The 26,312-nt window shown below is 67.5% G+C and carries 12 protein-coding genes; 7 read left to right on the top strand and 5 right to left on the bottom strand.

Annotated elements, in window-relative coordinates; translation table 11 throughout:
• The first annotated feature begins 193 nt into the window (after positions 1–193).
• From ABG80_RS21335 to ABG80_RS08655, 4 genes are all read left to right on the top strand, one after another.
• Positions 194–376, top strand: coding sequence for a hypothetical protein (locus tag ABG80_RS21335; protein WP_456059601.1), 183 nt, complete (start codon positions 194–196; stop codon positions 374–376).
• Between the two features lie 249 nt (positions 377–625).
• Entirely contained in the window at positions 626–3,352 is a 2,727-nt protein-coding gene (locus ABG80_RS08645; RefSeq protein ID WP_058087357.1) for an AAA domain-containing protein, read from the top strand.
• Positions 3,353–3,379: 27 nt separating this feature from the next.
• The gene (locus tag ABG80_RS08650; RefSeq protein ID WP_058087325.1) at positions 3,380–3,943 is read left to right on the top strand and encodes a hypothetical protein; all 564 of its coding nucleotides are present in this window, start codon (positions 3,380–3,382) and stop codon (positions 3,941–3,943) included.
• A gap of 6 nt (positions 3,944–3,949) precedes the next feature.
• Positions 3,950–4,345 (top strand): hypothetical protein, encoded by a 396-nt coding sequence (locus tag ABG80_RS08655; RefSeq protein ID WP_058087326.1) that lies wholly within the window; start codon positions 3,950–3,952, stop codon positions 4,343–4,345.
• A gap of 81 nt (positions 4,346–4,426) precedes the next feature.
• Here ABG80_RS08655 and ABG80_RS08660 read toward each other — a convergent pair whose 3' ends face one another.
• Positions 4,427–6,865: a sensor domain-containing diguanylate cyclase gene (locus ABG80_RS08660; protein WP_058087327.1), complete on the bottom strand. Its 2,439-nt coding sequence runs from the start codon at positions 6,863–6,865 to the stop codon at positions 4,427–4,429.
• A 166-nt stretch (positions 6,866–7,031) separates the two neighbouring features.
• Between ABG80_RS08660 and ABG80_RS08665 the strand changes: the two genes are divergently transcribed.
• Positions 7,032–8,234, top strand: a complete 1,203-nt coding sequence (locus ABG80_RS08665) for an amino acid aminotransferase (RefSeq protein ID WP_058087328.1) — start codon at positions 7,032–7,034, stop codon at positions 8,232–8,234.
• 28 nt (positions 8,235–8,262) lie between these two features.
• Here the strand turns inward: ABG80_RS08665 and ABG80_RS08670 are convergent, their stop codons facing one another.
• The 4 genes from ABG80_RS08670 to otnI all read right to left on the bottom strand — a co-directional run bounded on the left by ABG80_RS08670 (position 8,263) and on the right by otnI (position 12,323).
• Positions 8,263–9,837: a methyl-accepting chemotaxis protein gene (locus ABG80_RS08670; RefSeq protein ID WP_058087329.1), complete on the bottom strand. Its 1,575-nt coding sequence runs from the start codon at positions 9,835–9,837 to the stop codon at positions 8,263–8,265.
• Between the two features lie 140 nt (positions 9,838–9,977).
• Positions 9,978–10,526 (bottom strand): YaeQ family protein, encoded by a 549-nt coding sequence (locus ABG80_RS08675; RefSeq protein ID WP_058087330.1) that lies wholly within the window; start codon positions 10,524–10,526, stop codon positions 9,978–9,980.
• Positions 10,527–10,536: 10 nt separating this feature from the next.
• Positions 10,537–11,412, bottom strand: a complete 876-nt coding sequence (locus tag ABG80_RS08680; RefSeq protein WP_058087331.1) for an alpha/beta hydrolase — start codon at positions 11,410–11,412, stop codon at positions 10,537–10,539.
• A 68-nt stretch (positions 11,413–11,480) separates the two neighbouring features.
• Positions 11,481–12,323 (bottom strand): 2-oxo-tetronate isomerase, encoded by an 843-nt coding sequence (gene otnI / locus ABG80_RS08685; protein WP_058087358.1) that lies wholly within the window; start codon positions 12,321–12,323, stop codon positions 11,481–11,483.
• A gap of 242 nt (positions 12,324–12,565) precedes the next feature.
• Between otnI and ABG80_RS08690 the strand changes: the two genes are divergently transcribed.
• The gene (locus tag ABG80_RS08690; RefSeq protein ID WP_058087332.1) at positions 12,566–13,909 is read left to right on the top strand and encodes a leukotoxin LktA family filamentous adhesin; all 1,344 of its coding nucleotides are present in this window, start codon (positions 12,566–12,568) and stop codon (positions 13,907–13,909) included.
• A gap of 1 nt (position 13,910) precedes the next feature.
• Entirely contained in the window at positions 13,911–26,309 is a 12,399-nt protein-coding gene (locus ABG80_RS08695) for a beta strand repeat-containing protein (protein WP_058087333.1), read from the top strand.
• Positions 26,310–26,312: the final 3 nt, after the last annotated feature.

The following is a 26,312-nucleotide window of genomic DNA, read 5'->3' on the forward strand; positions in this document are numbered from 1 at the left end:
CGCCCGCAAGGGCCTGAAGGGCCTTTTTGCGCCCGCCTTGTGGCTGGCCATGTGGGGCATGTGGGTCCGAGCAAGCCTTGAACGCAGCCACGATCATGCACTCAAGGGCTCAAATTGAATTTTGCAAGGCCGACTAGGTAGCACCGAGGCGGTCAAACACGCGGTCCACGCAGGGCTAGGAATCTCGCTTGTGATGGAAAGCGCGGTCAAGCATGAACAGGCAAGCGGATGGTTACATGCAATTCCGATTGAAGAAGATGTTTACAAAGATCTTTATCTCGTACATCGCTCAGAAACTTCGTTAAGCGGTCCGGTGGCAAGCCTTGCAGATTTGATTCTCCATTCTCCGGATTTAGGCTCAATAGAATATAAATAGCAAAACGAATGTCTGCTTCTGGCCGAGAGCTGACCTTCTCTGCGCGCATCTCACTGACCGCAACCGCTGCAGAACAGCCATTCGCCGCCCAACCATCCAACGCGCATCGTTGCTCCCATCCAAAGTCCTGGCCTGCCTGCTGATCACCCCCTTTGATGGTGGCAAGATTGCCGCCAACGAACAAACAAAGGGGTTGATCCACGGTGCATGAACGGCGCTGCCGGCCGATCTCCCCGGCACCAGGGCCTCATGACGCAAGACAGCCGCGTGTCCATCCACATCCAGGGACAAGACCGAACCCACCAGATCAAGGACTGGTCCATCCGCTGGAGCGATCCCCGACAGGCGCTCGTGCTCACCTGTCAGTTCCACTCCGACAAGTCGTTCACCAGCTTGCTGAGCGACTGCCGCATCACTCCCTGCACAGAGATGGATCAGCCCGTGCTGGTCAAGCAGGGCAGCGCCAGCGTCAGCGCGCTCGACAAGGCCGTGGTGCATGGTGGCAAGTACGCCGTGGTTCACTACCCTGGCAGCGCCAAGCCCTATGTTTTCAGGCTGGACGGCAAGGTGACGCTGCAGCCTCGCTCACCCATGAAGGACAGCGACGTGTTCCGCTACTTCGTGTCGGTGGCCCAGGCGCGGGCAGAGCAAGCCACGTCGCCAGAGCAGCAGCAGATCGCGGCCAACGTGCTCAAGCAGCTCGACAAGCTGCCACCCGTTGCCGACTCGGCCTTGCATGCCTACTGCACCGGGCAGCTGGCCCCCTTGGCACCAGCCGGGCCTTTGATCTACCCGTTCGGGGTCAACGCCAGTCAACTGCTGGCCGTCGAGCGCGCTTTGGGCTCGCAGGTCAGTGTGATCGAAGGGCCACCCGGAACCGGCAAGACGCAGACGATCCTGAACATCATCGCCAATGTGCTGGTTCGGGGGCAGTCGGTGGCGGTGGTCTCCAACAACAACGCAGCCGTCCAGAACGTGGTTGAGAAGCTGGAGAAGGCCGGCTTGGGGCACGTGGCGGCTCGGCTGGGCAGCCAGGAGCTGCGCGAGAAGTTCTTCGCTGACTTGCCTGCTGCGCCCACCGGCGAGCCCGAACTCGCTCCGACTTTGGACGCGCTGCAGGGCACCCTGTCGCAACTCAAGGGGCAACTGGAGGCCTTCAACGCCGCCGCTCGATGGCAGGCGGAGCTGGACGAGATCGCCATCGAGCAGCGCCATCTGCTGCAGTGGCAGCAGGACAACCCAACCAATCGCTTGCCCAGCCTGGAGCGGTACGACCTGTCTGCGAGCCAGGCAGTGGACCTCATGGCTTACCTGTCGCACCTGCAAGGGCGAAGCATCCGGTTGCGCGACCGCTTTGCGTTGTTTCGCCGCTTCAGGATCTTGCGGACCCGGCCGTTTGGCGACGCGGCCAGGCGGCAGGCGTTTGTGCGCGCCTTGCAGCGCCGGTTCTATGACCAATCCTTGCGCGACAAGGAGGCGGCCCTGGCCGAATGTCGCGCCGCTTTGAGCCGTGGCGACTTCCAGGTGTTGCTGCAGGCCTTGACGACCGACTCGATGCGCCACCTGAAGCGCCACCTCCATGGCAGCTTGCGTGCTGGCCAGGCTTTCGATGCCACCACCTACCGCCGCCAATTCGATGACTTCCTGAAGCGCTTTCCAGTTCTGTGCAGCGGCACGCATTCCATTGTCAACTCGATCGCGCCAGGGGCCTTGCTCGACTGCGTCATCATCGACGAGGCCTCGCTGCAAGACATCGTGCCGGGCATCCTGGCGCTGGGCTGTGCGAAGCGCATCGTCATCGTTGGCGATCGCAGGCAGCTGCCGCACATCCCCTTGCGCCTGGGCATGACCGCCCCAGCGGACGCGTGGGACTGCGAAAAGCACAGCCTGCTCGATTCATGTCTGGCCGTTTTCCGGGACAGCTTGCCGGTGACCCTGCTCAAGGAGCACTACCGGTGCCACCCCCGAATCATCCAGTTCTGCAACCAGCAGTTCTATGACAACGAGCTGATCCCGATGACGCGAGACAAGGGGGAACAGGCCCTGCGCCTGGTGGTCACGGCCAAGGGTAACCATGCGCGGCGCACCACCAACCTGCGCGAGCTCGACTCGGTCATGCAGGTGCTGGAAGATGCCGGCGAGACCTCGTCGCCGGGTGAAGACGGCAGGGGGTTCATCGCGCCGTTTCGGGCGCAGGTCAAACTGTCAGGCGCGCGCTTGCCCAGCGACTTCGTGCGCGACACCGTTCACAAGTTCCAGGGCCGCGAGTGCGATGAGATCGTGTTCTCGACCGTGTTGGACAAGAACTGCCGCGATGAGGAAATGCGATGCTTCGTGGACAACCCGTGCATGGTCAACGTGGCGGTGTCCAGGGCAAAACACCATTTCACCCTGGTGACCGGAGACGAGGTTTTCACGGGCCACAACGGGCCGCTGGCCGCCTTGGTTCGCTACATCAGCTACCACGCCGACGGCGACCAGATCCATCGCTCCCCCGTGGTCTCGGCTTTTGACTTGCTCTACACGGAACACGACCGGTCGCTGGCGCGTCTGCAGGCCAGGCTGCGCCCAGAAGACTCGCCGTACAAGTCCGAGCAGATCGTGGCCCAGCTGTTGCGCGAAGCTTTGTCGAGCCCAACTGTGCGGGCGTTGACGTTCCACGCTCAGGTTCCTTTGGATCAGGTGGCGGCTCGGCACAACCCTGCCCTGACAGACCGCGAGAAAACGTTCATGGCGAACCAGGCGAGCTGCGACTTCGTCGTTTACTTCAAGGTGGGCAAGGCCCCGGTCGCTGTGATCGAGGTGGATGGCGGCTCGCACGAGTTGCCGGAGCAGGTCAAGCGAGACGCCCTCAAGAACAGCATCCTTGAAAAGTGCAACATCCCCTTGTTGCGCCTGCGAACGGTGGAAGGGCGCATCGAAGAGCGGCTGGCTGCGTTCTTGGCACAGTGGGCGAGCAACGCAGCCAGCCATTGAACTGAGCGCCCGATATCCTCTGACGAAATGGAAAACGCGAATCACATGACTCGAATCACTCTTTTGCTTTCCGCTCTGGCCATCACGACACTGGCTTCGTGCGCGAAAAAACCTGAGTTCAGCGAATTCACGCTCGAGGACACATCGATCGTGGTGCAGATGCCAAGGCCCATCGAGCACAAAACCAAGGAGGCACAACTTGGCGATGAGGATGTGACGGCGCATGCATACATGGCCTCCTTCGATGGGGTGAACTACGTGTTGAACCACCAGGCCATTCCCGAAGCATTGCAGGAGCGGATGCGCCGAGTTCAGACCCAGGACGCGCTGGATTCAGCCATCGCCCAACTGGTGCAGACCTCTGGCGGGACCGTGATGGAGCAAAGTGGGGTGTCGCTGCCCGGCGCAACGAAGGGCTACCTGGGGCGCGAAGCCAAGCTGAAGTTGCCCGATGGGCGCAGCATGATGCTGATTCGCATCTTCCCTGCTGGCGAGTCTTACATTCAGATCGCCGCGACGTTTCCGGCCGAGCCGTCATACAACCAGGAGCTTTATGCGCGGCGTTTCGTCGAGTCCGTACGCCTGCGCTGAGCGACCATGAAGCACGTGTCGCGAGCATGGGCCGCGCCCGTTTCTTTGCTGGGTCTGACGCTGGCGTTGGTGCTGTCGCTCATCGCCCGCACGCGATGGCAGGTTGTGGCGGGTGTCATCGAGGTCGCACCTCGTGATGGCTGCCACGCCTTCGGTACCAGGTGCTTGAAGAAGTTGCCGTTCGACGCCATCACCCTGGGCCATGTCGTGATCGGCTCCAGCACCTCGTGCCTGCGGTCTTTGCGTGCGCACGAACACGCGCACGTCCGTCAGTACGAGCGATGGGGCGTGTGCCTGTTGATCGCTTACCCTGCCGCCAGCGTCTGGATGCTGGCTCGGGGGCGCAGGCCCTACCTGGACAACCCGTTCGAGGTCCAGGCGCGGGCCGCAGAACGTCGCTGACCAGGCCGTTCACCACGGCGGCTCACTCCGATGTGGGTGCGGCAGGGCGATTCGGCAGCGTGTGCCGCCGCCGGTTCCCCATCAGGGCTGGCCTGAGGCCACTTGGCTGCTGGCCACACACAAGCGATTGCGCCCTGCGGCCTTGGCTGCATACAAAGCCTGGTCTGCCTGCGCCAGCCAAGCGTCGGGTGACGCCAGGCCTTCTCGCCATTCGCAAAGCCCGATGCTCACGCTCACGCTGACCGCATGACCATCGAGGGTCACCACGCGCTCTGACAGCAATTGCCGGATTCGCTCCAGCGGGATGAGCGCTTCCTGCTCGCCCGTCGACGGCAGCAGCACCGCGAACTCCTCGCCGCCCACGCGCGCGGCCAGGTCGCTCTCGCGCAGCACCTCCAGCAGCACCCCGGCAAACGCCTTGAGCACGGCATCGCCCATGGCATGGCCATGCTGGTCGTTGACCTGCTTGAAGTGATCGAGGTCCATCAGCGCGATGGTGGCCGGTGCGCCGTAGCGTCGGCACTGGGCCAGCAGGCTGTCGGTCACGTCGAAAAAGCGGCGACGGTTGGCCAGCCCGGTCAGCGCATCGACCGTGGCCTGGCGCACCAGTTGCCGCTCCACGCGAGCGCGCTCTTCTTCCACCGCTCGCGCGTGGATCAAGGTGCCCAGGGTCAGCGTCAGCGGCTCCAGCATCTGCACCATCGCGGGCTCGTAGCCTTCCTGGCGATTGCCCAGGGCCAGCAGGCCCAGCACCTTGCCGTCGTGGCGCAAGGGGATGCCCATGAAGCCCTGCAACGACGGGATGCCGGGTGGGTTGGTGTTCTGACCCGGGTGGTTGATGGCGTCGTTGGTGCACACCACGGTGTTGTGCTTGACCACGTAGCCGAACAGGTTGTCGAGTTCGGTGAAAAGCACCCCCTGGGCCGCGTGCAGGTGCCTTTGCTGCCAGTGGTGGCTGGAGGTGTCCCAGCTCAGGTTGGACACCGATGGCACCCGCAGGGCGGCGCTGCCGTCTTCTGCTGACTCGAGGATGCCGATGAAACCGAATCGGCTTTCCGTGAGCTCCAGCAGCGGCTCGAAAAGGCCTTCACAAGCGGTGGCCAGGCTCTTGTCCTGCAGAAAGGTGCGTTGCGCCACGTTGACCAGCGAGAGCAGCTTTTGCTGGCGGCGTCGCAGCTCCTCAGCGGCTTTGGCTTCGGTGATGTCGATCAGCGTGCCCACCACGCGGGAGGGGCGGCCCAGGTTGTCGCGCGAGACCAGGCGGGCGCAGCTTTGCACCCAGATGTAGTGGCCTTCGCGGTGGCGGATGCGGTACTCGATTGAAAACAGCTCGTTGCGTGCAGCGAGCTCGGCATCGCTCAGGGCCAGGCGTTTGACCGCCTTCTCGATCAAGGCAGGGCGGTCAAAGGGGTGGACCAGGGCCATCCAGGCATCGCTTGAAAGCTCGAACTCCTCGTGGCGCAAGCCGAGCATGCGGGCCACGCGGGGGTTGCAAAGGCGTTTTTGGGCGATCAGGTCCATGTCCCAGGCGCCGATGCGTGCCGACTCCATGGCCAGGTGCAGGCGCTCGTTGGTGGACGCGATGGTGGTTTCCAGCTGCTTTTGTCGGCTGGCGTCGCTCAGGTAGCCGCGGATGCGCTGCAGCTTGCCTTGCCGGTCGTGGTCGCCCACCGTGATGAGCTGCAGCCAGCGTCCGGTCAGGTTGAGTCGAAAGCGAGTCTGGTTGTGGGCCGAGCTGCCTGAGGTCGTGGCGGGGTGCTGGTGGCTGAGCAGGGCCAGGCGAACATCCTCCGCGTCGCGAGGGTCAACGCAGGTGTGCAGCGCGGCGCCCGCCAGCAAGGCCATGGCCACGTCGGTGCCCACGACGCTCGCCAGGTTGTCTGATCGGTGCTTGATCCGGGGCTGCGTGGGGTGGTTGTCCCACGTGAGGGCGGCAAAAGGCCCATCGGCGAACAGCTCGCGCTCGCGTTCGGCGTTGATCTGAACCTGTCGCAGTCGCATGGCATCGCAGACCACTTGGGCCATGTCGGCCAGGATGGCTTGCTGGTCGGCACCAAAATCGGCGCGGGCGCGCTCGTCGAGCACACACAGCGTGCCCACCACTTCGCCGTGGACCAGCAGGGGCGAGCCGGCGTAGAAGCGCAATGGGCTGGGCGAGCGACGCAGCAGGGCGTGCTGGGCGTGCCTGGGGGCGTTGCTCAGGTCCGGACAGACCAGCGCCTGGCCGGTTTGAACCACCTCGTGGCACAAGCTGCCTTGGCGGGGGGCTTCGGCCAGCGTCACGCCGACGCGGGATTTGAACCAGATCCGGTCGCGGTCAACCAGCGAGATCAGGCAGACGGGCATGCGCAGGCTGCGGGCCGTGACGGCGGTGAGCCGGTCGAGCTCGGCATCTGGCGGGGTGTCGAGCAGTTCCAGCCGCGCCAGCGCACGCAAGCGAGTGGCTTCCTGGGCAGGGCGCTCTGCCGGCTGGTCTGCCCTTTGTTCGGCCTGGTGAGAGGCGGGCACAGAGGGGTTCATGTGGCTCCTTGTGGGAGACATTGTCTCAGGCGATGAGGCCGCTCCCTGATCTCATCATCGGCAGGCCGCCCCCAAAACTGGAGGGTGAACCCACGCAGCACCGGGGCGGGCCCCCACGATAATGCGCCCTGACCCCCTCTCATCCTGCTGTGCCCCAGGAGCCAACATGTTTTTGCACGTCGACGCCTACCCCGGCGACCCCATCCTCACCCTCAACGAGGACTTCCAGAAGGACCCGCGCGCGGACAAGATCAACCTGTCCATCGGCATTTACTTCGACAACGAGGGCCGCCTGCCGGTGATGCGCGCGGTGCGCGAGGCGGAGTCGTCGCTGCTGGCCAAGGTCGGCCCCAAGCCCTACCTGCCCATGACCGGTCACCCCGGCTACCGCCAGGCCGTGCAGGAGCTGCTTTTCGGCGCCGACCACGAGGCCGTCAAGAGCGGCCGCATCGCCACCATCCAGACCCTGGGTGGCTCGGGTGGCCTGAAGGTGGGCGGTGACTTCCTCAAGCGCTACTTCCCCGACTCGCAGGTGTGGGTGAGCGACCCGACCTGGGACAACCACCGCGCCATGTTCGAAGGCGCAGGTTTCCAGGTCAACACATACCCGTACTACGACCCGGCCACCAAGGGCCTGAAGTTCGACGCCATGCTGGCGGCGATCGACGCGCTGCCCGCCCAAAGCATCGTGCTGCTGCACGCCTGCTGCCACAACCCCACCGGGGTGGATCTGAACAACGCCCAGTGGACGCAGCTCATCGAGGTGCTCAAGAAGCGCCAGCTGCTGCCCTACCTGGACATCGCCTACCAAGGCTTTGGCGACGGCATCGAGGAAGACGCCTTCGCCCTGCGCGCCCTGGCCGATGCCGGCGTGAGCTTCTTCGTGGCGAACTCGTTCTCCAAGAGCTTCTCGCTGTACGGCGAGCGCGTGGGTGGCCTCAGCGTCGTCTGCCCCGACAAGGCCCAGGCCCAGCTCGTGCTCGGCCAGCTGATGTCGGCGGTGCGCCGCAACTACTCCAGCCCGCCGACGCACGGTGCGCAGATCGTGGCCCAGGTGCTGCAGTCCAGCGAGCTGCGCCAGCTGTGGGCCGACGAGCTGAGCGAGATGCGCCAGCGCATCAAGGTGATGCGCCAGCGCTTGTACGACGGCGTGGTGGCCCGAATGTCGGACCGTGTGCCCGGCCGCGACGTGCGCTACTTCATCGACCAGCGCGGCATGTTCAGCTACACGGGCGTGTCGCCGGAGCAGGCCGATGCCTTGCGGGTCGAGCACGGCGTGTACGTGCTGCGCTCGGGCCGCATGTGTGCGGCGGGCCTGAACGCCAACAACGTGGACGCCGTGGCCCGGGCCTTTGCAGCCGTGCTCTGACCCACCGTGAGGTGGATGGCGGAGCGCCTCAGCCCCGCTCGTCCGTCTTGAAGCGCGCCACCACGCGTGCCAGCGCCTCGGCCTGATCCTTCAGGCTGCTGGCGGCGGCGGTGGACTCTTCCACCAGGGCCGCGTTCTGCTGGGTCATGCTGTCGAGCTGGTTGACCGAGCCGTGCACGCTGCCCACGCCCTGGCTTTGCTCCTGCGTCGCGTGAGCGATGTCATGGATCAGCCGGGCCACCTGGTTGACCGACTCCACGATGGCCGCCATGGTCTGCCCCGCATCGTGAACGAGGGCGGCCCCCGATTCCACGTGTTCGGTCGAGTTCTGGATCAGGGCCTTGATCTCGCGAGCGGCATTGGCCGAACGCTGCGCCAGGGTGCGCACCTCGCCTGCCACCACCGCGAAGCCGCGTCCTTGCTCGCCTGCGCGGGCCGCCTCCACCGCCGCGTTCAGGGCCAGGATGTTGGTCTGGAACGCGATGCCGTCGATGACGGTGATGATGTCGGTGATCTTGCGCGCGCTGCCGTGGATGGCCTCCATGGTCTGCACGACTTGCGAGACCACCTCGCCACCTCGGCGCGCCTGCTCGGCCGCGTCGCTGGCTCGGGCCTGGGCCGAGCTCGATGACTCGGCGTTGTTGCTGACCGTGGCGCTGAGCTGGTCCATGGCCGAGGCGGTTTGCTGCAACTGGGCGGCAGCGTGCTCGGTGCGTTGGTTGAGGTCCTGGTTGCCCATGGCGATCTGGTGGCTGGCCATGGCCACGCTGTCCACGCTGACGCGCACATGGCTCAAGGTCTCACCCAGCTGTCGGCCCATGGCCTGCATGGCTTGCAACAGGCGGGCGACCTCGTCCTGTCCTTGCGCCAGCGGGTGCGGGGCTTGTGCCTGGGCCACGTCGCCCGAGGCGATGCCTTCGGCGCGATGCACGGCCAACTGGATGCCTCGGCCCAGGTCTCGCGCGGTGCGGTACGACAGCACCCACACGCAGGCGGCCACGAGGCCCACGATCACCAGGCTGCCGGCGATCTCTTGCCGGAAAGCGGCCTCCAGGTCGTCGATGTACAGGCCCGAGCCGATCACCCAGCCCCAGGGGCCAAAGGCCTTGACGAAGGACACCTTGTCGACCGGGTCTTGCGCGCCCGGCTTGGGCCACTGGTAGGCCACGAATCCACCATCGGCCGCAGCCTTGGCGGTGGCGATGAACTCGCGGAACAGGAAGGTGCCCTGAGGGTCCTTCATGTCCAGGACGCTTTGGCCATTGAGCGCGGGCTTGATGGGGTGGTGCACCATGCGCCCCTGCAGGTCGTTGACCCAGAAGTACTCTTTGCCGCTGTAGCGCAGTTGGTCGATGGCGGCCAGGGCCATCTTCTGCGCGGCAGCCTCGTCGAGCTGGCCGCTGGCTTGCTGGCTGTGTGACCACTGCAGCACGGCGTGGGCCACCTCGACGGTATGCCTGACGGCGGTGCGTCGGTCATCGAGCTTGGCCTGGTGGGCCGTCCACAGCAGGCCCCAGGCCACGGTGAGCAGCGAAACCACCGAAAATGCGGCCAAGGCATGCAGGCGCCCGGCCACGCTGAATCGTCTGAACCAAGTGAACATGTGCTGAGCCCCCATTGCGTTGCACGCGGGACGCACATGGACCCCGCGATGTGCAAATCTTGGGGCCCGCGGTGCCGAGCCAGGCGCCGATCTCAGCTGGAAACCACGTTCAATTCAGTGCTTTGTCGCCCCGCAGCGGGTCAGTTCAGCTTGACCGGCGTGACCTCGATGGTCTGCTCGCCATCGTTGACCCAGGCCGTGCCGTCCTGCACGGTGAACTGCAGCGCCATGCTGCGTCGCGCGAGGGTGGCCAGAGCCTGGCTCTGCTCGGTGGGCACCTGCCAGACGGTCAGGTTTTGCGCGCGGGTGAGCTTGGAAGCGATGCCCTCCCACCAAATCGGCGTGCTCGACTGAAAGGCCCACAGGCTGACCTGGCGCGCGCGTCCGCTGGCCTTCATCAGGCGCTTGTCATCGGGCTGCCCCACTTCCACCCAGTGGAGGATCTCGTCGGAGAAGCTCTTGTGCCACAGCGCGGGCTCGTCGGGCTCCCACATGTCCTTGGCGAACTCCAGCGTGCCCTCCGAGGTGTCCTGCGGCCAGCCCAGCACGAGGGCGAGCACGCGGATCATCATGCGCTCGTCGTTTTCAGACGGGTGGCGGGCGATGGTCACCGAGATGTCGGTGTAGACGTTGCGGTCCATGTCGGCCAGCTGGATGTTGGCCTTGTGGATGGTGGCTTTGAGCGCCATGGTGTGTTCTCTAATTCTGGGCAGGGAAGGTCGATTGCAGCCAGTCGCTCATCGCGGCCAGCACCCGGGCTTGTTCGACCTCGTTGAAGATCTCGTGCGACAGCTGCGGCCAGGGGTGGCTGTTGACGCGATCGCGCGGGGCGCTGGCAGCGAAGGCGGCCGAGCCGGCCGGGTCGACGCAGCGGTCTTCGCCCCCCCACATGACGAGGGTGGGCACCCGCCATTGTGCAGCCCGGCTGCGCACCACCTGTCCGGCTTCGAGCAGCCAGGAGGTCAGGCGGCCGGTGACGCGGTCGTGCACCAGGGGGTCGGCCTGGTATGCGGCCACGGTGGCAGGGTTGTGGCAGATCCACGCGGGCTTGAGCCCGTTGCCGACGGCGACGTCGGGGGTGAGCTGGCCGACGGTGGACAGCAGCAGCTTCTGGAAGGCGCTGATCGGGATGGCCAGCGCGGGCGAGGACAGCACCAGGCCGTCGATGGGGCGGGCCCAGGCGGTCGCGTCAGCCGGGTTGGTCAAAGCGGCCGCGAAGCGCGCGGCGATGGCACCCCCCAGGCTGTGACCGACCAGCACCAGGGGCTGGGACGGGTAGGCCTGGCGCGTGGCATCGACCATGGCGGCCAGGTCGTGCAGCAGGTCGTGGTGGTCGCGCAGCGCACCGCGTTTGCCGGGCGAGTGGCCATGGCCACGGTGGTCGAAGCCCACCACCGCCCAGCCTTGCTGGTTGAGGTGGCGGGCCACGTGCTCGTAGCGGCCGATGTGCTCGCCCAGGCCATGGACGAGCAGCGCCACGCCGGGCGCGGGGCGGGCGCCGGCCAGGGGCCAGTGCCGGGTGAACAGGGCCAGGCCGTCGCGCGTGGCAACGGTGGCGGGGAATTCGACCATCATGATGTGTACTCCTGTCATGGTGGGTTGAGTGGCCGCCTGGGGGCGGGCAAAGGTCTTGACGGGCTGGTTCAGCCCGTGGCGTCGGGGGCATTCGCCCGGCGCAGCCAGCCCAGGCCGGCCGAGGTGGCTGTGCCTGGGGCATCGGGCCGCACCTTGGCCCTGGGGCGGTACTCGCAGCCGATCCAGCCGGACCAGTTGAGCCGGCGCAGCTCCTCGAACACCCAGGGGAAGTTCAGTTCACCGGCATCCGGCTCGCCCCGGTCGGGCACAGCCGCGATCTGCAGGTGGCCAACGCGGCCGGTGGGCAGCATCTGGCGCAGGCGCATGGTGACGTCGCCTTCGACGATCTGTGCATGGTAGAGGTCAAGTTGCACTTGCAGGTGCGCGGAGTCGATTTGCTCCACCAAGGCGAGCGCTTGGCCTGAACGGGTCAGCAGGTAGCCGGGCATGTCGCGCGGGTTGATGGGCTCGATGGTGAGCGTCCGGTCTGCCGCGCGTGCTTGTTCGGCGGCCCAGCGCAGGTTGGCCTCGTAGGTGGACCAGGCCTGCGCGCCGTCCTGGCACAGCCCGGCCATGACGTGCACGCGGGGGCAGCCCAGCTGTTGGGCCAGCTCGAGCGCGGAGATCAGGCTGCTGCGGAACTCGGCCTCGCGCCCGGGCACGCCAGCCAGGCCCCGTTCACCGGCCGCCCAGTTGCCAGGCGGGGCGTTGAAGAGCGCCAGCGCCAGGCCGAGGTCGCGCAGGCGGGCGGCCACTTCGGCCGTGGGGTGTTCGTGCGGAAACAGGCATTCCACGCCTTTGAAGCCATCGCGGGCGGCTGCCTCGAAGCGGTCCAGGAAGGGCAGGTCGGTGTAAAGCCAGGACAGGTTGGCGGCGAATTGCAAGGGATTCAAGGGGGCGAAATGTGACATGGCGCCATCGTGTTGCGGCATGGCAAAGGCGGCCGCAAAAAGGGCAGCGTAGCATCCATTCGCGGGGTGCTTACCCCCTGGCTCATCCTTTTGGCCTATGGCAGATTCGGGCCGCCCCTCAGCATTTCGTTGCATGTGACACGTTTTGCTTCGGGCGTTGTCGGTCAAATGTTGCAGGTGGGGGAGCAGCCGGCGGTCAGACCTGGACCGCGGCTTGCCTTCTGCCTTTGCGGAGGTCCCCCATGAGCCACGGTGCCATCACCCAATTCCGTCGTCAGTACCTGGCGATCCTGCGCCGTTGCGCCACGTTGAACGCCATGGGGTGGATGGCCTGCGGGCTGGGGGCCGGCGGCATGGTGCTGCTGACGCCGGTGGACGCGCAGGCCCAGGGCATCGTGACCGACGGCCGCACCGCCACCACGGTGACGGGAGGGGGCACGGCCAACGTCACCGTCGACACGGGCACGGTCAAGGGCGTCAACGCCTTCAACAGCTTCAGCCAGTTCAACGTCAACGCGGGGCAGACGGTCAACCTGAACCTGCCCACCGGCACGGCCAACCTGCTCAACCTGGTGCGCGACTCGGCCAGCAACATCGGGGGCATCGTCAACGCCTACAAGGACGGCCGCATCGGCGGCAACGTGTTCTTCTTCAACCCGCACGGCTTCGTGGTGGGTGCGGGCGGCCAGATCAACGTGGGCAGCCTGCTGATGGCGACGCCGACGTCGGCTTTCATGGACAAGCTGGTGGGTGCCGATGGCGCCATCGATGACGCCTCGGTGGCCGATGCGCTGGCCGGGCGCATCCCCCTGACCGCCAGCGGTTTGATCACCGTGCAGGGCCGCATCCGCGCGGCCGATGGCGCTTTGCTGCAGGCCAACACCGTCGACATCAGCGGCGGTGGGCAGGTGCGAGTGGGCGCGGCGGCCCGCAACGAGCTGGCGGCCTTGGGGCAACTGGTCAACGTCAACGGCCTGAGCGCTGGCGGCGCCACCTTCGTGCAGGGCGAGACGGTGCAGATCGTGGCCGAGGACGACATCACGCTGGGCGGCTCCATCTACACCGATGGCGCCAACTACCAGCTCACCGCCAACGACCGCATCGTGGTGGGCGAAGACGTGGTCATCTCCACCCGCGACGTGGCCGACCCGGCCAACGCCAACCACGAGACGGCCACATCCGAAGGCAACTCGGGCGACCTCAAGTTGCTGGCCTCGCACATCGAGCTCAAGCGTGGCGCCAAGTTGCTGGCCCACGCCGACAACGGCCACACCGCTGGCGACGTGACGGTGCTGGCGCGCGACATCAACGCCATCGGTGCGCTGCGCGAAGCCGATGCCAGCATCGGCATCGACCGAGCCACCATCAAGGGGCGCGACATCCTGATCCGCGCCGAGGCCGACACATCGGCCATCGCCGTGGCGCTGGCACAGAACCCGGCCACCACGATCGAAGAAGCGCAAAAGCTCGTCAACAACGAGCTCGATGACCTGCTCAAGGATGGGCCGGGCGGCGAGTTCATGGCGGTCACGACCAAGGCCACGGCGCGCACCACGTTGCAAGGCGCGCATCGAAGGCTCGCGTGACGTGACGGTCGAGGCGCTGGCTACGGCCCGTGCCGGCTTCGAGAAAGACGCCCTGGCCGAACTGCTGGTGCGCGACGCGCCTGCCGCGGGTGGACAGCCCGCGGTCGCCACCGTCATCACCGGTCGCAACGTGACGCTGCGCGCCGAGGCCAGCACCTCGTTCACGCTCAACGTGCTTGGCTCGGTGATGAAGCTGGCCGACCAGAGCTGGTTGCCGGCCGACGACGCCACCCTCAAGGCCTTCAACGACCAGCTGTTCGACTTCAGCAGCGTGCCGCTGGTGTCGCTCTCCAAAGCCAAGGGCACCGTCCAGCTTGACGACAACACCGTCGTCAACGCCACGGGTGATGTGACGGTCAAGGCCGATGCCATTTCGGCGGCCAAGCCCACCTTCGCCAGCCCGTTGCTGTTCTCGGCCGCCTGGGCGGAGTCCACCGCTGAAGCCAGCACGAAGGTGCAGGGGCAGACCGAGCTGAACGCCGGTGGCGCCGCGAAGGTGCAGGCCTCGACCGACGTCGAGGTCAACGTCAACGCGACGGTCAACTCGACGAACAAGCCGATTGATGCGGTGTTCGTCTACGCCGACAACTCGGCCACGACCACCGCTGAAACCGGCGCCGACACGCGCATCCGCGCCGGCAGCGTCGAGGTCAGCGCAGCCAACACCACCGACCTGTCGGTGAGCGGCACGGCGGCCAACACCGGTGGCAGCGGCGTGGGCATCGCCGTGGCGGTGAACCTGTCCGAGAACAGGGTGAGCGCCACCCTGGGTGGCGATGCGGCCAGCACCAGCGGCGATGTTGACGTCAAGGCCAGCATCGAGATGCTGAAGAACACGACGGGCGCCGACGCCTCGACGCTGGGCAACCCCAGCTCGCTGAGCGCAAGGATGACCAACTTCCAGGCGGGCATCCAGCGCAACGTGACCAGCGGCTTGCTGGGCGCGACGGGCAAGCTGAGCTCTGGGACGGCCGACAAGGTCAGCGGTTTCCTGTTCCCCGGCATCAAGGAAGGCAAGTTCAACCTCTCGGGCGCGGTCAGCTACAACGACTCGCTCAACGTCGCCAAGGCCAGCGTGGCCGACGGCGCCACCGTGAGCTCGGCGCGCGACCTCAACGTCATCGCCGACATCAAGGACCGCCCGACCTCCACGGTGGGCGCCAAGTCCACCTCCACCGGCACGGCCATTGGCGGTGCGGTGGCTCTGGGCAACTTCGAGAACCAGGCCCAGGCCTGGATCGGCAAGAACGCGAAGGTGGACGCCAAGCGCACCACCAAGGTCGATGCGCAGACCCGCATCCCCTTTGCCTGGCAGATCGATTGGAGCTCGCCCGACCAGATCCTCAACCACCTGCAGGGCAGCGTGCTGGACCTGGTCTTCACCAGCTTCGGCATCAACTCGGCCAGTGGCAAGAGCGGGGCCGGGGTGGCGGCAGCGGTCACCGTCTTTGACATGAAGAACTCGGCCCAGGCCTGGATCGATGAAGGCGCCAAGGTCAACACCGTGTTCACGCCGGGCTCGGAGGGCACGGGCGGCCAGTCGGTCACGGTGCACGCCAAGAACGACGTCAACACCGTGCACGCGGTTGGCATCGCGGGCAAGAAGTTCCTGGGCACCACGGGTGGCAAGGCGGCGGTGGGCGGCTCGGCCAACGTGCTGGACCTCGACACCACGGCCACCGCGCTGATCTACGGCGGCGCCGATGTGCGCGCCACGCAGGGCGTGACCGTCGACGCCGAGCAGACCACGCAGATCGTCAGCGTGGCCGAAGCCGGTGGGCAGTCTGACAACGTGGGCGTGGAAGGCGCGGTGGGTGTGCACCTGATCAAGCAGCGCACCGAAGCCGGCATCGACGACGACGCGCGCGTGCAGGCCGGTGGCCCGGTGACCGTGCAGGCCAACGGCGACCTCGAAGACATCACCGTGGCCGGTGGCGTGGTGGCGACCAAGGGGCAGGTGGGCATCGGCTTTGCGGTGTCCGTCAACCAGGTCGACACCGACACCAAGGCCATCATCGGCAACGTCGATGCCGCAGGTGCCGACGCGGCGGGCGTGCAAGGCTCGGTGCGCAGCAGCGGCGCCGTGACGGTGCAGGCGATTTCGGGCACCGAGGTCGGCGCCTACTCGGTGGCGGGCTCGCTGGCCACCAACTCCAAGGCACAGACCGAAGCGCCTTCGGGCTCGGACAGCAGCACGCAGTCGGGCAAGAGCGGCGCGGGCTCGGGCAAGTTCGGCATCGCCGTCTCGGCCGACGCCGCGTACAACGAGATCACCGCGAACACGACCGCTGCCATCACCGATGGCGCGAACATCGCTCAAGGCACGGACGTGGCCGTGACCGCCACCAACGACCTGGCGCTCAACGCGCTGGCTGGCGCGGTCACCATTTCCACGCAAGCCAACGGCAACGGCCTGGCGGGCTCGTTCGCCTACAACGAGCTGGGCGGCTCAACCTCGGCCTACATCGATGGCGCCACGCTGCGCAACACGGGCACGACGAAGGTCGAGGCCACGGTCGATGGCGAAATCAAGACGCTGTCGGCCTCTGTGCAGGCCAGCCACGGCAAGCTGGGTGTGGCCGGCTCGGTGTCGATCAACGAGATCGCGCACGCCACGCAGGCTTTCCTGCGCGGTGCTGACGTGTCGGGCACCAGTGGCGTGACGCTGTCGGCGCGTGACAGCGCGGCCATCAAGTCGGTGGCCGGTGCCATCGCCTTCGGCGGCAAGGCCGGCATCGGCCTGTCCTTCGGCTGGAACCACATCGACAACCGCATCAGCGCCTTCATGGCGGGCAGCGACGTCAACACGTCGGGCGCGGTCACCGTCAGCGCCATCAGCAACGCGAGCATCGACACCATCGCGGCGTCGCTGGGCGCCAGCTCGGGCCAGATGGCGGGCGCAGGGGCCGTGGCCATCAACCAGATCGACACGCAGACCACGGCGCGAGTGGAAGGCCAGAAGACGGCCTCCGGTTTGGACGCGGCATCGCTGAGCGTGAGCGCTTCGGACGAGTCGGACATCAACAGCATCGTCGGGGCGCTGGGCCTGAGCGCAGGCAAGGCCGGCTTCGGCGTGAGCTTCGCCTGGAACGACATCGGCTCGCAGGTGCACGCCAGCCTGGTCTCGCCCAACGTGAGCACCACGGGCCTGACGTCGGTGAGCGCCAAGCACGATGGCGACATCGAAACCTACGCGATGGCAGGTGGCGGCGCCGCCAAGGTGGGCGCATCGGGCTCGCTGGCCATCAACGACATCACGACGCAGCTGAGCGCGACCACGCAGGGCGGCCGCGTGACGGCCTCAGCCGTGGACGTGAAGGCGCAGGAGCGCGCGCGCATCTTCGCGGCCACCGGTGCCTTGTCGGGCGGCGGCACGGCGGCGGTGGGCGCGTCGGGCTCGTACAACCACCTCTCTGGCACGGTGCTGGCACAGGTCACCGGCGGCCAGGTGAGCGCACAGACCGGCTCGGTGACCGTGCAGGCGCTGCGCGATGGCGAGGTCGAAGTCTGGGCCGCATCGGGCTCGGGCGGTGGCACGGCGGGCTTTGCCGGCTCGATTGCCATCAACGACATCGGCGGCAGCACCACGTCGCGCGTGAGCGACGGCGCGCAAGTCCAGGCGCAAGGCAATGTGCGGGTGACGGCCGAGGCCGATGACCGCATCGAGGCCCGCGCCGGCACCGTGGCCCTGGGGGGCACGGTGGGCGGCGGTGGCGCCATCGCCATCAACGACGTGCGCAACACCACCACGGCTGAAGTCACCGGCAGCGGCACCACGGTGAACGCGCTGGCTCAGGGCAGCAGCACGCTCGCGGTGGACAACGGCTCCTTGGCCGCATCGGGCAGCACGCTCGACGCGCGCCAGCAAAAGGATTCGCTCAAGGGCACCGCCGTGGTGGCCTCTTCGACCAGTCAAGTCGAGACCATCCTGGCCAACGTCTCGGGCGGGGGCAAGGTGGGCGTGGCCGCCAGCGTGTCGGTCAACATGCTGGGCGGCAGCACCACGGCGCAGGTCAAGGACGGCGCTTCGGTGCAGGCCGATGCCACGGGCGCATCCAGCGAGCAGCAGGCTCGCGTGGGCGCTTATCACCACGATGAAGTCGTCGCAGGTGTCGGCAGCGCCGGCGTGGGCGGCGCCGTGGGCGTGGGCGGCTCGGTTGACACCACCATCCTGTCGCACCAGACCCTGGCGCAGGCCCAGTCGGCCACGGTGGCCGCGCGCAACCGGGTCGCCATCGACGCGGCGCACACCGCCGCCACGCAGCAGGTCGTGGTGGGCGCGGCGGGCGGTGGTGCCGCTTCGCTGAGCCTGTCGGGCAACGTGCTGCTGGCCAAGATGAACACGCAGGCCCTGGTCGATGGCGCCACCGTGCGCTCCACCGGTGGCAACGTCAGCGTGCAGGCTGATTCGGTCCTGGCCGCCGAGCACATCGCCGGTGGCTTGAGCGCCTCGGGCGCGGTGGGCGTGGGCGCCACGGCCGTGGTCACCCTGGTCGAGCAGCAAACGCGCGCGGCCACGCTGGGCAGCAGCGTGATCGACGCCGCCGGCCAGACCAGCGTCGAAGCGCATTCCGAGCAAGACGTGGACGTCAAGGCCGCCACGGGTGCGGTGGCGGGCGGCGCAGGCATTGCTGGCACCGTGGCCGTGACCGTGCTCAAGGGGCAGACCGACGCGGCCATCGGTGGCGGCACCCTCGTCAACCAGGACCTCACCCTCAGCAGCCCCGCGCAGTCGGTGAGCGTCAAGGCCACCGACAGCGTGACCGTGGACAACAAGCTGGGCGCCTTGGGCGTGGGCATCACCACAGGCGGCATCGGTGCCACGGCCGACGTGATCCTGGCCAACTCGGGCACCTCGGCCACCATCGCCTCGGGCGCCAAGGTGCGTGCCGGTGGCGACGTCAAGGTCGAGGCCAACACCCAGCGTGACCTGAGCTCCATCACCGTTGCCTTCTCGGGCGGCGCCACCTTCGGCATCTCGGGTGCCGTCTCCTACATCGGCGCGGGCGGCCGCGCCAGCAGCGACGCGCAGTCCGAGCTGATGGGCTCGGTCAACGAAGCCAATCGCGTCAGCAGCGGTGGCTTGTTCGGTGACCAGGCCAGCTCCGACGCTGGCGGCACCGCAGCCAGCACCCAGCGCGCCGACACCGCGCGCAGCGGCATGAACCTGGGCCGGGACCTGACCACCGTGCCAGCCGGCACCAGCGCGCTGGCCCGCGTGGGCAGTGGTGCCGAGGTGAACGCCGGCCGCGACGTGCTCGTCAAGGCATCGACCTCGACCGATGTGGACGCGCACGCCATTGGCGCGGCGGTCTCGGGCGGCCTGTCCATCGGCGGGGGCATCGCCATCGCCAACGTGGCCGACCAGACGCTGGCCCAGGTGGCCGGCACGGTGACCGCTGGGCGCAATGTGCGCATCCAGTCCTTTGACGGTGGCGCGGGCCAGAGCCTGCTGCAGACCAAGGCGGGCGGCGGCGGCCTGGTGGGCCTGGGCGCCTCGGTGACGATCTTCGATCGCACCAGCTCTTCCACCGCCGAGGTCACGGCCGACGCGGTCGTCACGGCTCAGGGCACTGCGGCGGCCGAGCCGGGCGGCGTGTCTGGCCAGGTCGCGGTGGACGCCGGCAGCGAACACCACCTCAAGTCGCAGGCGCTGGGCGCGGCCGTGGGCATCGGTGCCGTGGGCGCGGCCATCGCTCACGTCGACAACCAGGCATCGACCACCGCCAGCGTGGGCGATCGCGCCCGCATCACGGGCAAGTCGATCGACGTCAACGGCCACAGCCTGACCGACGCCCAGGCCGAGGCCACGGCGGCGGCGGGTGGCATCGTCAGCGGTGCCGGCGCCGATGCGCGCGCCAACGACCAGCACACCGCCAAGGCCAGCGTGGGCACGGGCGCTTTGCTCGATGCCTCGGGCGGCCTCAACCAGGTGCGCGCCAGCATCGACCCGCATGCGCGCGCCGAGACCTTCGGCGTGGCCGTGAGTTCGGGCGTGTCGGTGGGCCTGTCGATGTCCGAAGCCACCGTGCTGGGCAAGGCGCTCAGCCAGGTGGGCGACACCACCACGCTCAAGGGCCAGGACATCCTGGTCGCGGCCAACACGCTGCAGACGGGGTCGCCCACGGCCCGCGCCAAGGCCGAAGCCGTGGCGGGTGGCGCGCTGTTGGGCGCAGGCGCCACCTCGGCCGAGGCGTCGGTGCAGACCACCACCGAAGCCAGCCTGGGCCAGGGTGTGCAGGCCACCGCCACGCGCAACCTGAGCGTGCTGGCCAACTCGGCCACCTCGGGTGACACCTCGGCCACCGGGGTCTACGCCGGCTTCATCGCCGGGGGCAGCAACGAGGCCGTGACCAAGGCCAACACGACGACCACCGCCAAGGTGGGACAGGGCGCGAACCTCAGCGCCACGAACGCGCTGGCCGTCAACGCCACGGGTTCGGACGCCTTGCGAGCCGACACCGAAGCCGGCGCAGGCGGCCTGGGATCCCTGGTGGCCTCCAAGGCCGAAACCCAGGCCGAATCCCACACCAGCGCCGCCCTCGGGTCCCTGGAGACCAGCGGCGGCCAGGCCAGCGCTGGCAGCGTGCAGGTCAACGCCACGCAGACCACCAACTTCAACGCCACGGCCGATTCGCTCAACGCCTCGGTGGTGGGCTACTCCGGTGCCCGCGCCGTCAACACGGTCGACACCGACACCCGCGCCGACATCGGCCTGGGCTTCAACGTCACGGCCAACAACGGCAACGTCCAGGTCAAGGCCGTCAACCACGTGATCAAGCAGGCGCTGGCTTCGGGTCAGTTCAACGTCGACTCCGCATCGGGTGGCCTGCTCAACGGCGCGGCCGCCCGCAGCCAGACGCTGATCCGCAACCGGGCCCACGTGGGCGTGGGCGCTGGCAGCAACGTCACGGTCAACATCCCGGGCAGCACCTACGGCCAGGTCGAGCTGGGCGCGCTCAACCACATCGACGCGCACGACAGCGTGCGGCTGGACTCGGGCGGTGCCATCGCCGTGGCGCGCAGCGAGTCCGAGATCCGCGCCGACCTGAACCACGCCGAAGTCAAGGTGGGCGCCGGCGCACAAATCAAGGCCGATGGCGAGATCAACGCCTCGGCCCGCACCGATGCCCAGGTGTTCACCGAGGCGCGCTCCAAGACCTATGGCCTGGCCGGCGCTGCGCAGGGCGAGACCCTTTCGCGCATCGCCGCCGACAACGTGGTCGATGTCGCGACCGGTGCCCTGCTCGAAGGCCAGCGCGACGTGCACCTGATGGCTGGCACCGACCGCAGCGCGCCCAATTTGCTGCAGGCCGACGCCGACACCCGCCTGTGGAACCGCACGGCGGTGCCCATCGAGACCGACCCCAAGGCGCACGCCGAGGTGGTGCAGTCCAACGACATCAACGTGGCCGATGGCGCGCAGGTGCGATCGGTGCGCAGCGTCTACCTGACCGCCACCGAAGGCGACCACCGCACGCGTGGTTTTGGCGAAGGCACCGATGCCTACCGCGAGGTGCTCTCGGCCATCGGTGAGTTCTTCGGTGCCGACACCTCCTCGCTCAAGATCAGCGGCGGCAGCACCTGGGACAACACCCGCAACCCCAACGCCATCACCTCGTCGGTCAACGTCGACGGCAAGGTCGAGGCCGGCATCTGGCACCTGCAGCACCTGACCTACCGCGCCGATGGCGGCTTCAGCATGTCCGAGGGCGTGAGCTTCACCTCGCGCGACAACGTCAAGCTGGCCGATCTGCTGACGGCCGAGATCGACAAGCTGCGCCAGAAGGCCGACCAGGTGCGCAACGCGGCCAACAACTACACCGGTGACACCAACGCCGCCGACGTGGCCCTGGCGCTGGACAACGATGCCGACATCCTCGAGGCGCAATTGGCAGCCCTGGGTGGTGAGACGCGCGTCGGCTTCCTCGACGTCGGCCCCATCCTGGCCACCACCGGCAACGTCAACGTCACCTCGCGCGTGCTCACGGGCGCAGCCAGCGGCCAGCTGATTGCCCCGGGCGACGTGCGCATCGACATCGACAACCAGTCCACGCGCTTCATGACCACCAGCACGCTGACCATCCCCGACGAGGAGGGTGGCCAGGTGCTGTGGAACGGCCAGCGCGTCTCCTCGAAAGAGCAGATCAACGCGCGCAACCGCGCCGGTCAGACCACGGCCGTGTCGGTGGTGGACGCCCTGTCCACGCCAGCACCGGTCATCAGCGTGCTGAACTCCAACAGCAACGACACGGCCACAGGATCGCCTGCGCAGCTGTGGATCCAGGGCGACATCAGCAACCTCGGTGGCCTGGCCAAGGCCAAGAGCCACGGCACCATCCGCGCCTCGGCCAACATCAGCGCCGAGACGGTGGAGATCGCCACGGGCGGTGATTTCATCAAGACCTACACGCCAGGCTTCACCCACCAGGGCGGCGACCCGATTTCGCAACTGGGCAACGTGCCAGGTTCTCGGGAGGGCGATGCCATGGCTCTGGGCGGCAGCGACGCCACCGACAGCGTTTCCGGCGACTACGTCAACAACGGCCTGCCGGGTGACTGCCTGACCGTCTCCTGCGGCAGCACCATCGCTGGCAACAACGTCTACATCAGCGCCGAGAAGCTCAACATCAACGGCTTGATCCAGGCCGGCCTGCCCATGCGCAGCGTGAAGGTCACGCAGGCCCTGATCACGTCGAAGGCATCCGACATCGCCCAGGCGCGCATCAAGTACCTGGCCGGCACCGGCGACCGCTACCTGGACCTGACCAACCCCGAGCCCGGCAGCGCCGACATCAAGGTGCGCTACGACGCGGCCAACGATCGCCTGGAGCTGGACAACGTGCGCATCGGCGGCGGCCACATGGAGCTGTTCGGCAACATCTTCTCGACCGGCAATGGCGAGCTGCGCGTGCTCGATGGCTACGGCCGCATCGACATCGGCAACGAAACCGCTTACGACATCGCGCTGGGCCGCGTGGACACGGGCCAGGGCGTCGAAGGCAAGATCCGCATCACCGACACGGGCAAGCGCGTGATCGGTGTGGGCCAGGTCGATCAGACCGGCACCCGCACCGACGGCAAGCCGCTGGTCACCGAAATCACCCGCCTGGGCAACCAGATCCAGGTGCGCGACAGCCGCACGGTGGACGCCGATGGCAAGCCCACCTACCTGGCCGACACCGAAGACGGCAAGTCGACGGCGTACGACCCGGTGGCCAACCGCCGCTTCAACTGGATCAACGGTCGCACCCAGAAGTGGACCGAAGAGCGCTACTACACGACCAAGATCGCATTGGGCGCCGACTGGCTGGCGCCGGACTACGACGACCCGGACCGCATCGTGCCTGGCATCCCCACCTACGTGCAGCGACTGACGGGCGACTGGTTGTCCGTGGGCGGTGGCAACGAGGGCTACCGCATGGACTACACCCAGGTGACGTCCGACAAGACCCTGGTCGCTGGCTACCCCACGGTGATCGACCGCTACTGCATCGGCATCTGCAAAGTGGCCATCTACGAAGAGATCAAGAGCCAGGCCAACTTCGAGTGGACCGTCAAGGAGTACTTCCAGCACAGCCTGAACGCCTCCAAGCAGATCAAGGTCAACTTCGTGGGCGAGGACACCTCGGCCGTCAACATCACATCCAACACCGGCAAGGTGCTGCTGGGTGGCCTGGTGCGCAGCCTCACCGGTGCGGCCAACATCACCGCCACCAACGGCATCCAGCAGGTCAATGACCAGGCCGTGATCAACGCGCAGGCCGTGAACCTCAGCGCCAACACAGGCGCCATCGGTTCGGCCACGCAGGCGGTGCACATCGACCTCACCGACGCCGACCCCAGCCGCGGCCTGATCAATGGCACGCTGACGGCCCGCGCCCGCGATGGCATCGCCATCCGCGAGACCGATGGTGACTTGCGCATCGCTGCGGCCGAAGTCGCCGCCGGTGCGCTGCGCCTGAGTGCCGACGGCCACATCGCGACGACGGACCCGACTGTCACGCTCAAGGGTCGCGACGTGCGCCTGGTCAGCGACAGCGGTCGCATCGGCAGCGCCGCCTCACCGCTGCGCATCGACACCGACGCCGTGATGGGCGTGCTCTCGGCGCAGGCGCTGGACGACATCCACCTGCGCGAAGTCAGTGGTGACCTGCGCGTCGAACAGGTGGCCTCCACCGTCGGTGACGTGCACCTGAGCGTGCCCGGCGGCAAGCTGATCGACGCCAACGACGTCGAGGTGCTGGACCCCTTGCAAGCCCAGCAGTTGCTGGACCTGTGGGACACCATGCGCCTGCGCGAGAACTCCTACCAGGGCAGCGCCAGCCAGACCGTGCGCAACGCAGAGCGCCTGGTCGAGACCGAGTACCAGCGCTACTGGCAGCTGCGCAACGTGCGCAGCGACGGGGCGGGTGGCTACACCGCCGACGCCTTCGATCCGGCCTACACCTTCAAGCTGAGCGCTGCGCAGGCCGCCGAGCTCAAGAAGGCCAACCAGTGGACGGATGCCGATGTGGCCTCCTTCGAGCAGCAGCAGACCAGCGCCTTCCGCGCGGCCCACGCTCGTTTCGGTGGCCAGGCCTACAACGCCAACTTCACGCACAAGGCCTCTGACGCCGAGGTGGCAGCCCTGACAGAGGGCGTGAAATGGTCCGATGCCGAGCTGGCCAACGCCATCGGCGCCGGCCTCTTCCGCCCGGTGGCCGACACCGAGGTGCGCGTGGAGGCGGCCAACATCATCGGGCGCAACCTGGTGCTCGACGTGGCCGGCTCCATCGGTGAAGACGCTGGTGTGGTTCGCATCAAGCGCCAGCAAGGTCTGACGAACGATGAGAAGCTGGCCCTGCTGAGCGCCGAGCTGCAGGACATGACGGTGACCGACACCGAGATCCTGATCGCGCAGAAGAAGGACATCGACGTCGAGGCCAGCGGCACGCTCCGTGCCCAGGCGACAGGCCCGATCTTCATCGGCAGCGAAGGTGACCTGGCGCTGCAGAACGTCAGCAGCAACCAAGAGGTGCGCATCAAGAGCGGCTCGGGCCTGAGCAACGCAGCCGCCGATGGCGTGGCCGCGGTGCAAGCCGGTGCCCTGGTGCTCGAAGCGGGCCAAGGCGACATCGGCTCGGCCAGCAAGGCGATGCTGGTGGACGTGGCCGATGGTGGTCGAACGACCGCTCGGGCCAAGCAACACATCTGGCTGACCGAGGCCACCGGCGACATGGCTGTGGGCACTGTCTACGCCCAGGAAAGCGCCACGCTGACCGCGCCCGGCGCCATCCTCGATGGCCGCAACGACCGACAGCTCGACGTGCAGGCCCGCGAGATCAACCTGATCGCGGGCACCACCATCGGCCGCGACGGTGGCATCGACGAAGCACTCGAGGTCAGCACCGGCGCCAACGGCCTGCTCAACGCCAGCGCACCCGATGGCATCTTCCTGGCCGGCATGGGGCAGAACAGCCGCTTGGGCAACATCACCACCGCGGGCCGCTTCGCGTACGACGCGCTGGCCAGCAACCTGACCCTCACGGGCCTGGTGCAGGCGCGCAGCATGCGCCTGGGCGCCGACGACGACATCGTCTTCACGCCGGGTGGCAAGCTGGTGGCCATCGAGCGCATCGACCTCGAGGCTGGGGCCGATGGCCAAGGCAGCGTGGTGGTCGAGTCCGCCGTCACCGCCTCGCCGCTGGTCAGCTCGCCGGTGGTGCGCATCGTCGCTGCCGACACCGTGGGCGAAGGCCAGTCGCTGAGCATCGACAGCCCCGATGTGGGCTTCGAAGCGCGCAACATCAACGCCCAGGTGAGCACACCTGGCGCCTTGCTGCTGAGCGTGGCCGGCAACAACGGCTTGCCTGCGCAAAGCGTGTCGCTCGACGTCAGCGCGGGTGAAGGCGCCGACCAAGGCGTGACCTTCGCGCTGCTCAATGCCGAGCGCTCGCAGGTGCGCTCGGCCAACGCCGCACCGATCACGGTGGAACAAGGCCTGGTCACCAACTGGACCGAGTTCTTCACGCCCTTCTACAGCGTGCGCCTCGACGCCGCCGACCGCCGTGCCCAGCAGGGATGGGACGTTCACGGCTACACGCTCGACGGTGCCTACGACCTGGTGCTGACGCCGCAGGCCGCGCTCATCGGCGCCTACGTGCTGGTGGGCAACCCGGAGAAGGTGATCTTCAGCAACCCGAGTGGCGTCGTCACCGGCGAGACCCGCACCGTGGGCGACCTCGGTGGCCAGCGCGACCAGGTGGCCACGCGCACCCTGAGCGTGGTGCGCAACGTCCAGGGCAACCTGGCGCCGGCCGCTGGCGTGCTGCAAATCAGCGGCGACCCCTTCGAGTGCAAGGACCACGAAGCCGAGTGCCTGGAGCTGGGCATCGCCCCGCCGGCAGCAGGCCAATGAGGA

Origin of the sequence: Aquabacterium parvum (genome assembly GCF_001447195.1) — a bacterium.
GTDB classification, from domain to species: domain Bacteria; phylum Pseudomonadota; class Gammaproteobacteria; order Burkholderiales; family Burkholderiaceae_C; genus Aquabacterium; species Aquabacterium parvum.